Genomic DNA, 12,633 nt, shown 5'->3' with positions numbered 1-12,633 from the left:
AATGAAACTTAACGCCCTTAATATATTCTTTTTCATACTCATTCATCCTTTTGCTTAATCAAATACTCCAACGCAGCGTCTATGGCTGCTATGGTTGCTTCATGACGAGATTGATATATATTATTAGAAGATACAAGTTTATCTCGTTTATTAGTCACAAGATATGCCCAAGAATGAAATGCTCTATTGCGTAATATTGTTATTTCTTCAATATCGTCTTGTTCTTCCAACCAACCAAGCATCTGCTCGGAGGTTGGGATTTTTGTTAAAACATTGTCATTTAAATAATAGCCATTAGGCGCTCCAACTGTAGTCACACCTTCATGTTTTATTATCGGAGCACCTAATTCAAGAGCCTTAATTGTTTGCTCTTTGGTGCAGTAAATTGTGTACCTGTTCATACAACTTTATTTTTTAAAGAATTAATCTTATCATTCTGCTCTTTCTTTATGCGCTCTTCAACAGCATTGTAAATCAAAAAAGCCTTATTGACACTCTCATCTATCGATGCATTTATAAAAGTAACATAATATTTAATTGCAGCCTCAAAAATCATTTCTTGCTTTGTTTTCATGCTCATTCCTCCCAATGGTTTTTAATTTCCACCTCTGCCTCGAGCTCTATTACCTGGAGTCGGAGTTGGCTGATTGTGTCCCGGTTCTGGTGGATCTCCCACCTCTGCTCATCGATCTTGTTCTCGCTGTAGATAAAGTGGATCAATCCGAGAAGGATGACAATCATCACTAATGCCACCGCTGCGAAGATTGCGCCTATCGTGTGGTCTCTGTACATTCCATCTTCATGGGTGATGGTCTCCCTTTCATTTAAACTCTGCATTTCCTCTGGTATTAACTTGTCTAACATAGAGCTCCCGCTCGATTGTCTGTCTCTGCACCAGTCTCACGTAGTTCGGGTTGTGCTTCGTGAACTCGTTTACCGCCTGGCCGAAATCCAGAAAGGATTTCATTGTGTCCCCGTTCTTGTTGAGGATGTCAAAGGTTTGCTTTTTTATCATTGCTCTGTCTTTTTTGTTTTACGACGTTGTGGTAATAATTATTCGAGTTCTTCAGTCTCTTTCTCCGGTACTCATCGTTGTTCCGGTAAAGGAATCGGTACCGCTCGTTTTCCCGTCTCCTTCTCTCCTCCCTGTGCGCGTTCCTATAGGCTGTTCCCCTTTCGATGATTTTCCGGTAGTCATATTTGCCTATTCCCATCTTTGCTGCCTGGTATTCGACCGCGCAGGCCGTGCAGCCTATATCCCTGGCTATCCGTGCAACCTTCCATGGTTCCTCGCATCCCTCCCTGGGATAATGGTCGCGGATGAGCTGCAGGTGTTCTTCTTTCAGTTTCATGCTTCTTTATTTTTCTTTTTTGTACTCATCGCTTCTCGCTATGATTCCGCAGACCAACCTAACGCTTAATCCGGTAATCTTCGCTATCTCTGTCACCGGGTGGTCGCTGTGCAGCTTCATGACCTCCATGACCTTCTCTCCGCTCGATCTGCTCCATTTCTGCGTTCCGTTTTTCCTTGCATAGTAACTGATGGTGCAGTAGCTGCATCCTATGTAGTCCGCTATGATCTTGTAGTCTTTTCCTTCTCCGATCATCCGGATGATGTCCTCTTTGTCACTTTTGGTAAGCCTTACCAGTGTCTGTCCTTTGTTTGCCATTGATTGATTCTTTTTAAAGTTTGTTTCGTGGATCCTGGTGGGCTCGAACCACCGACCTGCAACTTAGGAGGTTGCCGCTCTGTCCTGCTGAGCTAAGGATCCGGGTGCCCACCGCTGTGGGCTTTCAGTGTTCAAAAGTTCAAAAATCGCATTTACGTCTCCCGACGCGTTGTGGAAGTCTCCGGGCTCGAACCGGAGCGCATCGTTGCGCTGCCCAGTTAAAACTAAATGAAAACCTTGCAGCCTTCCCCCATGTATTGCTGCCACCGCTGTGGCCCGTAAAAAGCTTAAAAAATCTATTCCGTGGGTGCATCGCTGCAACCGATTGTAATTTGAATGAATTTTAATTCCCTGCCGTTTATCCAGTCGGCTTCTGGTGTGAAAAATAGTCTATAACTTAAGCGTTCTATGTTTCCAGGATTCTCGCCTGGTGGAGTTCCTACCCCCGTTTCGTTGTTTGTAAAAAATGGTTTTATAACTCGTCGTCGTTCCTTCGTTGCTTATTCATCTGTCGGGTGACGGATCGGAAATGGTTTCCATGGGCCAGTGACCGATTGTGCGATTGGCATGACATTCTGCTTCGCGTTTTTGTCTGGGCCTTTACCTTCCAGGGCCTTGTCGACCTTGGGTCTTTGCACCCTTGTTGAATGTTGCGGTTGTCTTAACTGATGCTGCTTCTGCCTGCTCATCGAACTGGCTATCTGCGCATGAGCAGAGGCCCATGGCGATTGCAGCGAAAATCACAAAAAATGTGCTCTTTCTAATTTCTGTTGCTTTTAAATGTTTATATTTGGTTTCTCCCCGGCTCTATCCGGGATTTTCTCGACCTCTTTCTTGAAGTAGAATTTTATTCCTACCACCACGCAGAGCTCCCATCCCTGGCACCCGTATCCGTCCAGGTAGCTCTCCAGTTCCTCGTTGCTTGAGGCGATTATCGTCTCAACCCGGTAAATGAATTTCTTGTCTTTCATGGCTGTTGTTCTTTAAAGTCCTTGCAATAATCCTCAAATTTCTCTATCTTATGGAAGACCGCTTTCATGTTCACCCATCTCTGTAGCTTCTTGTATAATGGGCTGCAGTTGTCCTTGTCATAGACCATGATGTACGGCTCGTATCCCATGTCCCTCAAAATGTAGACCCTATCCAAGTCCTGCTCTATGGTGGTGTCGTAGTTCACGATTGTGAAAACCAGGACGCTTCTTCCCACCTTCTTTCGCCAGTTGTCTTTGAAGATTTGGAGGCCCTTGATAACCCTCTCCTTCTCCTGGTATCTGTCCCATGCAAAGTGGACGTTCTTCATCTTGATCCGGTTCAATGCCTGCACCTTCTCCTCAGTCAGCAGCCTCGCGTCCAGTCCCTGGTTGATATCCACCCATGCCTTGCTGTCTGCAAGCTGTCCCAGGAGGTCTGCCCATTCCCGGCAGGCTACGATGTTCGGGTCGCAGAGGATGATGTTCTTCTGGCCGTTCCACCACTCCGAAAGGTCGGCCACCTTCCTTGACCGCTGTCCCTCCTTCGGTGCCACGTGGCAAAAGCTGCAACCCCTCGGGCATCCCCTGGATAGGAATCCGTATGCAGTGTCCTCGATTCCGTAGAGCCCGTAGTCCGGGTATATGTGCTCGATCTCCGGTTTCAAGATTCCCATGAAGTTCGGGTCTCTCGGCTCCCGGTATACCTCCTTCCCGTTTTCCTTGATGATGCAGAATCCGGTACCTCCGTAGATGACCTCATCTGCCTGGATGTGCTCTCGGCTGTCCGGTGTCGAGCTGAAGACCTTTGAAACGTACACCAGGTCGTATCGCTCGTTCATTCCGCAGTACCATTCCACTTCGTCTCCCCTCTGCTTGTGGTATGCGGATAGCTTCATGATCGCCAGGTTTGGGAATGGCTTCTCGCCCCCGTATCTGTTCGCGTGGTCTTTCTTTCTCCACATCTTGTCCGCGTCTATCAGTCCTATTCTCATTTTTGTCCGTTTTTTGCTGTCTCTTTTCGCTTCTGCTGCGTTTTCTCGTCTTTCCGGTGTGTTTCTCTACCGCGGAATGAACCGCCCTTAAAAGCCACTCTTTTCGTTGTCTGTATGATTCTGTCGTACACTCCCTGGCCGTATCGGTCTATGATTCCCTGCTTGTCCAGGTTGGTGGTGATGATTATCAGCTTCCCGTCCTGCTCCACCGTGTCCATGACCTCATCCATGATGTTCCTCCGGTTTCCGTATTCCACCGCCTGGCTCTCCACTCCCATGTCGTCGATTACGATGACCTTCTTTGTCAGTGCCTCGTCGAGTTTCTTTGCCAGAGCCGTTGATTTGTAATAGTTGCAGATGTATGCCGGGTGGCTGAAATAAAGCAGGATTGCAGGAATCATGTACTTTGCCAGGATTGTCTTTCCGCGTCCGTGGTTTCCGAAAAGCAGGAGCCCCTTTCCCTGGTTGTCCTCGAGCCAGTTTGCAATCTGTCTGTATTCCGGTATCGGCTTGAATTCCTTTCCTACGCGTCCGAAGTACCAGAGTGCTGCCCGGTATAAGATTTCATCTGCCTTTTCGATCTTGATGCTCACGCTGTCATCGATTGATGGCATCCCCCGGTCTTTCATCATCTGCTCTATGTCTTTCTCGAAATCTTTCATCTTAGAATTCCTCGTATATTTTCCCCCGGTCATCCCGAGGTGCTGTTTTCGATGTTGTTCCTTGTCTCTCGATAATCTTCTTTAATTCGTCGAGTGTGCTCCGGTAGAGGCTCGTGCGCTTCTTTGGGAAATCCCGCCAGTTGTCCAGGGCCATGATTGCCTCCTCGACCATCTTGTTTCCGTATAATGTTTGCAGCTTTATAAACTCGGCCTCTGTCATCTGCCTCTGTACCTTGGCTGCGTTCGGGCATTCCGTCTGGATCCAGGCTGTGAATTTTTCGTACTCCGTTTCTGGCTCCTGGCCGTTCAAGACCTTTGAAACGTATATTTGCCCTTCCTTTTTTTCTTTATTTATTTCTTTTTTTATAATTCTTATGTTCTTATATTCTTTAAGTGTGGTTAGTTGTTGGTTAGTTGTTGGTTGGTTGTTGGTTAGTTGTTGGTTAGTTTGTTGGTTGGCTGTCTGGTTATCTGCTTTGTCTGCAAGTTGGTATTTGTCAAAGTTACAGATAGTTATAATGCTGTACTTGTTGGTTGCCTTTATGGTTATTGTGTTGGTTGATTTTAGGCGATTGATGCAGGTGCGTATCGTTTGTTCCGAGATTCCCGTTTTTTTGCTTAATTCTTTACGTCCGGTTACGATCTGCCCTCTCTCCACCATCGTTCCGTGCCACTCATGGTCTTCTGTATTTGCCATGCAGAGCAAGTGTACGAAGAGGGCCACCATCTCCGGTTTGTCTGCCCATTCCCAGTCCAGAAGTCCCCGGTGCAGCTTTATCCATCCTTCCATCTGTTCTCTCTATTTTATGGAGCCTTTCCGGTTTCCCGTACTCGGCTCCTTCTGTTTTTTTTTAGATTTCAAGTACCGCAATTCCTGGCAGTGCTGTTGTAATTCTGTCGATCACCACGTCCATGATTTCGTTCTTGGTGTCCTCTATCACCTCGTTAGCCTGGGCTGATACCAGGGTGCAGCATAAGTCCTCCGCTCTTACGTAGACCTCGCATTCGATGTTTGTCTTCGGCTGTCCCTTAAACAAAGGGATGCTCAGTGTGAAAGCCTCCGGCAGGTTGTGCTCCACGGCCTGGTTGAGGATAAGGCTCTTGTTTCCCCGGTTGTTGTCGCTTGATTCCACGTACTTGTTTACCTTCGCTTTGAAGCTCATGAGGTCGCTTGTCAGCTTCATGGCCTGGGTTCGGTTCTCAAAGTATGCGCGGTTCATCTTGATGAGTTCAGCGAGCTGCTGTGCTGTCATGTAGTTGTTTGTGTTGATTCCGATTTTCTTGAATTCCATACTCCATTCCAGTCTTCCTTCGATATCTGTTCCGTATGGGCTTGTCTCATCGATTTTCAGTTCGATGGTCATCCAATCTCTGTTTACGGATACGTGCGATCTGTTGATGTCGATTCCGCTCTTGGCTTCTGCCCATCGTGCCGGGCTGTCGATGGTTCCTACAATGCGGACAGCCTCCGGTTCTCTCAATTCCAGGGCCTTCCCCTCCCGGATTACGATTTCATTGATGGTTCCGTTTGTCACTGCCTCTGCGATTGTCTCCTGGATCTGTTCCTTGATTTGCTTTTCCATTTTTATTCTTTTTTAGGTGTTAGTCTTCTGTTCCGGTCTTCATGAGGAACATTGTCATCTGTGTCTCCTCCGGCTTCATCGCTCTCTCGTATACCAGGTCGCCCAGTTTGTTGTAAAATGCCATGCGTCTGGTTTCGTAGTCCGGGAATTTGTAGCACTCCTCCTGGCTCACAAACTCGCTTTTGTTCTTTAGCTTGTCGATGATGACCGCCTGGGTGTCTTCCAGGTCTTTCTGCTTGTCCGTGTACTGGCGCAGGATGATTTTCTTCTCCTCCTTAAGGTTTCGGATGTCGATGTTGTTCTCCACCAGGTTCCTGCTCAGCTCTTCCAGTTCGTCCTTGCTCAGCTGTCTGGTGTAGGAGATCTTCTCCGATGCCATGGCGTTGTCCTCGATGAACTGCTTCCTCTCAGCCAGGTTCTCGATGTCTTTTCCGATGTTCTGTTCAATCATAGTTTTATCTGTATAAATCAATTGTACTTATTTCTTTCTTCGGTGCCACTCTCACTACGATTCCGGCTCCTGCAATCTCCTGGATTTCTCTTGCGAATCGCTCCTCATCGCTGTTCCCGTCGGAGAGGTGTATCAGTGTGATGTCCCATGCCTTTGACAAGTCCTGGCTCTGGAGGTATTCCTTGCAACCCTGGAGGCTCATGTGGCTCTTCAGTGTTCTGGTGTACTGGCCCTTGGTAATGATGCCCCTCTTGTAGTTTGCCTCGATCAAGTCCTCCGAATAGTTGCACTCGATTACGATGTGGTTTATGCCGTTGATTGAAACCGGGATGCAGTAGGTGTCAGTTGCGAATAGAAGCCACCCCATGTCCTCGTGCCATATCAAGAATCCGAAAGGTTGTGCCGCGTCATGCATTGCGTCCCATGCGATTACCTTAAATCCTCCGATACGAGTCATCTGGTTAGGCTCTATCGTTATGATCCTCTGGTTCCCGGTCGCCTTTGCTGTCCCCTGGCTCGCGTATGTCGGTATCCGGTATTTGCGTGTTACATCGCGGAGGTCTCGCGTGTGGTCGCCATGCTCGTGGGAAATGAGGCACCCCGCAATCCGCGCGATGCTCATCCCCATCTCTTTGACTATTGTATTCTTGATGTTCACTCCCGCCTCGATCATCAGTGCCTCCTTTCCGTTGTCCAGGAGGTAGCAGTTTCCCGCGCTTGAGCTACCGAAGATTTTCAGTCTCATTTAGAATCCTGGATTTGGTTGCTCGTTCTGTGTTTTTCCCTCCGGCTCGCTTGTTCCTTCTTTCGGACTCCATGTTGCTGCAGGCTCTTCCTTTATTTCCCCGGTCTCTGTGTCCACGTTAATCTTGACCGATCCGGCAACCGCAGCACGCTCGCGTCTCATTTCATCGGCAGGCTCCTCGACGATTACCGCATCCTGGATGTCTTCCAGTTCCTCGGTTGTCTTCATGCCCATTATGATCTCCGGTGCGTAGAGTCTCTGCCAGAATGATGCGGCTCTGTACATCAGCATCTGCTTCGGCATGGTTTTCCATTTGCTGCCGCTCTTGGTGTACCATCCCTCATCGATTGCCATGCGCAGGCTGATCGGTGAGCTCTCCAGGATTTCGTCGCTTCCCTTCTCGGTGGTGTATGCGATGCACTCCAGGTTCATGATTTTGGTTCCGTCGAATTCCTTCTTTACCTCTGTGGTCTTCTGGTAACGCTTTCCATTTGCCCCCGTCTCCCAGGTTTTCTCGTACTCTGTGTAGTCAAACTTGCCGAGCATTCCCAGTTCGCGGATTTTAAACTTCAGCGGCTTGAATCGTCCGCAGGTGTTGATGGTTGCGATTAGGAATGTAGAAGAGAATGAAGGCTTGCCGTAAATGACCACCATGTTCTGCATGATTGGAAGCACTCCCGCTCCGATTCGCTGTGCCATTTCCATGGCAATGAGGCAGTTTGCGGTTGCCTTTTCCTTCGTGTTCTTCTCGCTGATTTTGTAAATGTCCGGCACCAGTTCGCTGTTCGCGTACATATTGCATAGTCTCTGGCAAATCTCGAAGCTCTCCTTGTCCAGGAGATTGAATGTTGGTGTGCTCTTCTGCTGCACCTTGATTTGATTGTTCTCCATCTTGATTGATTTTAAAAGTTGTTATTAATTGTCAGCTCGCAGTCTGCAACCTGGAGGTTGATGATCTGCGTTCCGTTCATGTCCGGTATGTCCTGGATGCTCTCGCGGTTGTCTATGAAGATGACCGCCTGGGTGTTGAAGAAATTCTGCAAGACCTTGATGATGTCCAGTCCTGCCTGGATGCGTCCGGCTGTGTTTGCTGATGGGAATGGCACCCCGTTGACCATCGGTGTGCAGACCTCAAATTCCCCGCCCTCCAGGGTGTAGTCGAACAGCTTCCATTTTACCAAAGTGAAGAGGTGGTTCACTCTGCTCTCGCACTCGCGTATCTTTGCTTTTGTGAATGATGATATTATGTCCTCCTTCTGCTCGATTCCTGCAATCTCTCCGGCCAGGAATCGTCCGCGCTCCTCGAGCTTGTCGATCTCCTTCTTCATCTCATCGCGGGTCTCGCGGTCGTTTAAAATCTTGACCAGTGCATCTCGGTGCTCCCGTGTCATTCTCTTCTCCTCCTTGGCCACGTCTGCTGTGGTGTTCTTCTTCGGTTCCTGGATTGAGTTCTGTATCTGCTGAATCTGCAGGTCTATGATTCCGCATTCCTTGAGGTCGCTTTCCTTCAGCACCTTTGTTTCCTGGTGGTTTGCCTCGTATTCCTTTTTGGCCTTTTCCAGGAAGTCTGCGTATTCCTCTTTTTTAGCTGTTAGATCCTCCATGATGGATTTCTGGAACACGAGTCTGCTCTCCTCTTCCTCCAGTTCCTTGTTCAGCTGCTTGCCCCTTGCTGTCATGCTCTCGAGGGCCTCTGTCTTGTCCTTCTCGAATCGGTCGCGGATTTCACTAACTCTGTCCCACGGCAGCTTCTGGCCGCAATGTGGGCAGATGCTTGAATCCTCCGGAATGGTTTCCTTGTATTTGTTGTACCAGTCCTGGCGCAGCTGCTTGATGTCCTCCACCAGTCTGGCTTTGTTGGATTCATTTCGCTCGATGTTCTTCTTCGAGTCTCCGATGGCAAGTTCAATGTCCACGATTTTCCATTCGTAGTCCTTGATGGTTTTCCGCATCTTTCTTTCTGCCTCCTCGCTTGCCATGGAATCTTGGCGCAGCTTCTGGTTTGCCTCTGCGACCAGTCTCTGCTTGTCGGCTTTCAGCTCCTCGATCTTGGCTCTCTTCTTCGCGTTATCTGCCAGGAGCTCTGCCATCTGGACGTCGCTGTCGTTGATCTCATTCTCCAGGTGCTCCAGTCTCTCGTCGCAGTCGTTTATCTGGTTTGCAATCAGTGACCAGTCCTGGTCTTTCGGCATAAGGCTGTAGGTTTGGTCGATTCGAGGCTGTACCTGGCTCAGCTCGTCCTTTGCCTTTTTCTTTCTCATGGCTATCTCTTTCCGGTAGTCCTCCATGCTCTTACCGCTCAGCTCGTCCAGAAGTTTGCTGTAGTCTGCGTTTCCTTCGGCTATCTGCTTGTCTGTGACCGATCCGGCAATGTTGAACAGCATCTCTCGCTGCTTCTTCCAGTCCATGGTTGCGAAGTACAAAGGGTTGGTCAGCATCTTCATGAGGCTGTCGTCCATGATCTCTGTCACGCGCTTTGTGTATTCTCCCACGCTCATCGGCACGTCGTTGATAAAGCATTCGGTGTGGTGTTTCTTCAGCACCTGCTCCTTCTGTCCGCGTGGCTTTACCCAGTCCTCGACAAATGCCCTCTTGAACTTGATGACCTCATCGTTGATTCTCATGGTGGCTGTTACCGAGGTCTCCACCTTCTGGAGCTGTGTTCCCTGGCTGTCCCTGGTCTTCAGCTCGTAGTCCTTTCTGTCCTGGCTGTCCTTTCCGAAAAGGCACCAGAAGAATGCGTCAAAGTGCCGGGTCTTTCCGCTTCCATTGCGTCCGCTGATGACCGCTCCGGCCTCGCTCAGTTCTGTAACCTGGCTCTGGCATCCTTTGAAGTTCTGCATTTCCAGGCTCATTAATCGTATTGTCTTCATCTCTTTTAGGTATTAATATGCTGCGTCAAAAAATTGCAAAATGTCGGCACCCAGGTAGTATTTCCGGCAGGTGCCCATCTGGATGTGGTGCTTGATCCAACCCAGGCTCGTGTATTTCCGCAGGGTGTCCTTGTTTATCCCAAGGTGTCGGCAGGTCTGCGTCACGTTGTAGTGGCCATCCTTCGGTATGTTCGGGCGCACGTTCGTCATTTCTTTTCTCGGTTAATAGTCCTTGTTTATCTCTTCCAGGTAGTTCACGATCCCTGCTTTCTGGACGATGACCATGTGTGCGATTACGCAGGCAATCGCTGCAACCGGGTAATTGTCCACCAGGCCTCCCGCAACAAAAAGCAGGATGAATGCGATGCAGAATGCTGTTGCTTTTTTCATGGCTTAAATGCTTGTGAATGAAGTCTGGATTACTCCCATCGTCTTCATTATGTTCTTTACACTCGGCAGGCTGAGTCCGTTTTGCTCTGCGACTGCCTTACAGATTCTCTGTACCGATGCGTCCGGATTTTGCTTTCGCAGCTCCTTGTACTGCTCAGCCATCCTTGCGTTGCGCTCGTCTCGCTCCTTTTCAGCGGGTGTTCTTAAGTCAATTTTTTCCGTCATAAAATTTTGATTTTCCGTCTTTTCTTTTTAATTTTGTTTTCGATAACCTTTTGATTATCCTTTTCGTATGCAAATATAGATATTTTATCAATAACACGCAAGTAAATATAGATATTTTTTCAATAAAATTTAATATGGACTCAACTCGAATAATTGACAGATTTGATATTTTCGTGAAATTCAAGGGATTAAACGACAATAAGGTAACAAAAGAGTGCGGGCTTTCCGTTGGTGCTCTCGGCCAGGCTCGAAAAGGTAAGTGTGATTTGGGTAAGAAAACTATAGAAAAAATATTGATAAAGTATCAAGATTTGAGTCGCGTCTGGTTATTGACCGGAGAGGGTGATATGCTTGTCCCTCAAGCGCAAATCGTGAATTCAAATGTTAAGGGCAGCACAATCAATGCTAAAAATTATAACGTGGGATCCGGTTCGATTACCGAAGGCCAGGATCCTTCTCTCCTGGCTCGCATCGCTGTTCTGGAAAACGAAAACGAGCACCTTCGTTCTCTGGTTGAGTCCCTGGAGGCTGATAAGAAATCTTTAAATGAAAGAATTGATAAGCTGATGGATAAATTGTGACACCTTATTAAATAATAGTGCTATGGGTAATTTCGAGGAAAATGTGAAGGAAACCCTGGAGGCTATCCTTCTGTGTGTGGAGGCAAATGCGAAAATCCAAAAGGATACCACATCCATGTTTTTTGAAATCGTCAAAAACCAGGAGGCCCATTATCAGCGAGTCCTTGACCGGATGGAGGATTTCCTGGAAAGGATTACAAAGGAAGGCTCCGAGATGATCATGCGTTCGGAGGCCCGCGTCGGGAAGATTAACTCAATGGTGGAGCATCTTGTTTCTCTGGATGAATCCGCAAGGAAGGCAAATCTGGAGTACCTGGGCGAGTACAAGCACCATATCCGTCGCGTGTGCGATGCCCGGGACAAGGCTCTGGAAATGGCAAAGACTCTCACGGCTCTTGTCGAGCATCTGGCCTCGAAGCCCGTTATCTCAAATTCGAATAGTCAAGTATGAAAGAAAAAAAACCGGGGTTCGTGTACATTCTCACAAACCCGTCATTCCGGGAGGACTGGATAAAGATCGGCAAGTCCTCGCGTCCGGTTGATGTCCGTTCCCGTGAATTGGACAATACCGCTGTGCCTCTTCCTTTCGATGTGTATGCGACCTTGCAGACCTGCAAGTATTCGGAAGTCGAGCAGCTGCTCCATAAGACCATCGACCGATTGACCGATCTGCGAATCCGTCAAAGCAGGGAGTTCTTTAATGTCTCACCTGCCGTTGCCTTGGGCATCCTGCAGGATATCGCCTTGACTCTGGACGATGCTGTTCTGTCCGTTCCTGGCCAGGATTCCGTACAGAAAGAGGAGACCGCTGATTCCGGTTCCCGTCGCTCCCCGTTCAAGTTCTCGATGATTGGATTGAAGCCTGGGGATCTGGTTGTGTTCTCCCCTACCGGACTTGAGGTAAAGGTGGCCACCGATGACCAGGTGGAATATGAGGGCAGGCTCTGGAAGCTGTCGCCATTCGCAGGCACGTTCATGCCGGAGGATCTTCGCGTCCCTTCCAATGCATACCAGGGTGCAAAGTTTTTCACGTTCAATGGCGAGGCTCTTACCGATCTTCGTGAAAGGATGGAGGGTTGCGCATGATTGCTGATAAGAACACCCCGGCCGTTGTTGCCAGGTTCTTCCTGGCCTTGCAAACCCTAAAGGCCGATAAGGTCATCCGTTCGGTCTCATCCTTTACCGAGGCTCACGGCATAAACCGCAGGAACCTCTGGTTCATTGAGAAGAATCCCTCCTCCGGAATGTTCGAGGTCGGTTGGCTGTCTGTCCTGGCTGTGGACTACCATGTGAATCCTGCATGGCTGCTCACTGGCTCCGGGCCCTTCTATTCCCCCCGTTGGACAGCTGAAAAAGTGAAAACGTGCAGGAATCGTGCAAAGGCCCAGGAGGTCGTTGCCGAATCTGCCTAAGAATAAGCGAGTTGAATCCTCCCGGCTGCACGTCTGGGGGGCGTGTGGTCGGCAGTTCGAGTCTGCTCACCCCGACTG

The 12,633-nt window shown here is 48.7% G+C and carries 21 protein-coding genes and 1 tRNA gene; 4 read left to right on the top strand and 18 right to left on the bottom strand.

The window, feature by feature from the left end:
• Window positions 1-38: 38 nt before the first annotated feature.
• From MJZ26_08995 to MJZ26_08910, 18 genes are all read right to left on the bottom strand, one after another.
• Window positions 39-401, bottom strand: a complete 363-nt coding sequence (locus MJZ26_08995) for a hypothetical protein (GenBank protein ID MCQ2105914.1) — start codon at window positions 399-401, stop codon at window positions 39-41.
• The gene (locus MJZ26_08990) at window positions 398-574 is read right to left on the bottom strand and encodes a hypothetical protein (protein ID MCQ2105913.1); all 177 of its coding nucleotides are present in this window, start codon (window positions 572-574) and stop codon (window positions 398-400) included. The genes MJZ26_08995 and MJZ26_08990 overlap by 4 nt, the downstream gene beginning before the upstream one ends.
• 2 nt (window positions 575-576) lie before the next feature.
• Window positions 577-864: a hypothetical protein gene (locus MJZ26_08985; GenBank protein ID MCQ2105912.1), complete on the bottom strand. Its 288-nt coding sequence runs from the start codon at window positions 862-864 to the stop codon at window positions 577-579.
• A gap of 128 nt (window positions 865-992) precedes the next feature.
• A complete protein-coding gene (locus tag MJZ26_08980) occupies window positions 993-1,352 on the bottom strand; it encodes a hypothetical protein (protein MCQ2105911.1) in 360 nt (119 codons plus the stop codon).
• A 6-nt stretch (window positions 1,353-1,358) separates the two neighbouring features.
• A complete protein-coding gene (locus MJZ26_08975) occupies window positions 1,359-1,670 on the bottom strand; it encodes a hypothetical protein (protein ID MCQ2105910.1) in 312 nt (103 codons plus the stop codon).
• Between the two features lie 28 nt (window positions 1,671-1,698).
• Window positions 1,699-1,772, bottom strand: a tRNA-Arg gene (locus MJZ26_08970).
• Between the two features lie 498 nt (window positions 1,773-2,270).
• Window positions 2,271-2,414, bottom strand: a complete 144-nt coding sequence (locus MJZ26_08965) for a hypothetical protein (protein ID MCQ2105909.1) — start codon at window positions 2,412-2,414, stop codon at window positions 2,271-2,273.
• Between the two features lie 32 nt (window positions 2,415-2,446).
• The gene (locus MJZ26_08960) at window positions 2,447-2,641 is read right to left on the bottom strand and encodes a hypothetical protein (protein ID MCQ2105908.1); all 195 of its coding nucleotides are present in this window, start codon (window positions 2,639-2,641) and stop codon (window positions 2,447-2,449) included.
• Entirely contained in the window at window positions 2,638-3,633 is a 996-nt protein-coding gene (locus tag MJZ26_08955; GenBank protein MCQ2105907.1) for a hypothetical protein, read from the bottom strand. Before MJZ26_08955 ends, MJZ26_08960 begins: the two co-directional genes overlap by 4 nt.
• Window positions 3,630-4,295 carry a hypothetical protein gene (locus tag MJZ26_08950; protein ID MCQ2105906.1) on the bottom strand — a complete coding sequence of 222 codons (666 nt, stop codon included), beginning with the start codon at window positions 4,293-4,295 and terminating at the stop codon, window positions 3,630-3,632. The genes MJZ26_08955 and MJZ26_08950 overlap by 4 nt, the downstream gene beginning before the upstream one ends.
• Window position 4,296: 1 nt before the next feature.
• Window positions 4,297-5,085, bottom strand: coding sequence for a hypothetical protein (locus MJZ26_08945; protein MCQ2105905.1), 789 nt, complete (start codon window positions 5,083-5,085; stop codon window positions 4,297-4,299).
• A gap of 61 nt (window positions 5,086-5,146) precedes the next feature.
• On the bottom strand, window positions 5,147-5,878 hold the full coding sequence (locus MJZ26_08940; protein MCQ2105904.1) for a hypothetical protein: 732 nt from the start codon (window positions 5,876-5,878) through the stop codon (window positions 5,147-5,149).
• Between the two features lie 19 nt (window positions 5,879-5,897).
• Entirely contained in the window at window positions 5,898-6,329 is a 432-nt protein-coding gene (locus MJZ26_08935) for a hypothetical protein (GenBank protein ID MCQ2105903.1), read from the bottom strand.
• Between the two features lie 4 nt (window positions 6,330-6,333).
• A complete protein-coding gene (locus MJZ26_08930; GenBank protein MCQ2105902.1) occupies window positions 6,334-7,074 on the bottom strand; it encodes an MBL fold metallo-hydrolase in 741 nt (246 codons plus the stop codon).
• On the bottom strand, window positions 7,075-7,965 hold the full coding sequence (locus MJZ26_08925; GenBank protein ID MCQ2105901.1) for a recombinase RecT: 891 nt from the start codon (window positions 7,963-7,965) through the stop codon (window positions 7,075-7,077).
• A gap of 11 nt (window positions 7,966-7,976) precedes the next feature.
• On the bottom strand, window positions 7,977-9,917 hold the full coding sequence (locus MJZ26_08920; protein ID MCQ2105900.1) for a hypothetical protein: 1,941 nt from the start codon (window positions 9,915-9,917) through the stop codon (window positions 7,977-7,979).
• A gap of 42 nt (window positions 9,918-9,959) precedes the next feature.
• Complete coding sequence (locus MJZ26_08915) at window positions 9,960-10,157, bottom strand: helix-turn-helix domain-containing protein (GenBank protein ID MCQ2105899.1); 198 nt, start codon at window positions 10,155-10,157, stop codon at window positions 9,960-9,962.
• 12 nt (window positions 10,158-10,169) lie between these two features.
• Window positions 10,170-10,337, bottom strand: a complete 168-nt coding sequence (locus MJZ26_08910) for a hypothetical protein (protein MCQ2105898.1) — start codon at window positions 10,335-10,337, stop codon at window positions 10,170-10,172.
• A 398-nt stretch (window positions 10,338-10,735) separates the two neighbouring features.
• Between MJZ26_08910 and MJZ26_08905 the strand changes: the two genes are divergently transcribed.
• From MJZ26_08905 to MJZ26_08890, 4 genes are read left to right on the top strand one after another with little or no spacing between them, the layout of a single operon-like run.
• Complete coding sequence (locus tag MJZ26_08905; protein ID MCQ2105897.1) at window positions 10,736-11,143, top strand: DUF3450 domain-containing protein; 408 nt, start codon at window positions 10,736-10,738, stop codon at window positions 11,141-11,143.
• 22 nt (window positions 11,144-11,165) lie between these two features.
• On the top strand, window positions 11,166-11,594 hold the full coding sequence (locus MJZ26_08900) for a hypothetical protein (GenBank protein ID MCQ2105896.1): 429 nt from the start codon (window positions 11,166-11,168) through the stop codon (window positions 11,592-11,594).
• Window positions 11,591-12,229 (top strand): GIY-YIG nuclease family protein, encoded by a 639-nt coding sequence (locus MJZ26_08895; protein MCQ2105895.1) that lies wholly within the window; start codon window positions 11,591-11,593, stop codon window positions 12,227-12,229. The genes MJZ26_08900 and MJZ26_08895 overlap by 4 nt, the downstream gene beginning before the upstream one ends.
• The gene (locus tag MJZ26_08890) at window positions 12,226-12,555 is read left to right on the top strand and encodes a hypothetical protein (protein ID MCQ2105894.1); all 330 of its coding nucleotides are present in this window, start codon (window positions 12,226-12,228) and stop codon (window positions 12,553-12,555) included. Before MJZ26_08895 ends, MJZ26_08890 begins: the two co-directional genes overlap by 4 nt.
• Window positions 12,556-12,633 lie beyond the last annotated feature (78 nt).

This window comes from Fibrobacter sp. (genome assembly GCA_024398965.1).
Classification (GTDB): domain Bacteria; phylum Fibrobacterota; class Fibrobacteria; order Fibrobacterales; family Fibrobacteraceae; genus Fibrobacter.
This window is presented reverse-complemented; position numbering and strand designations above follow the sequence as displayed.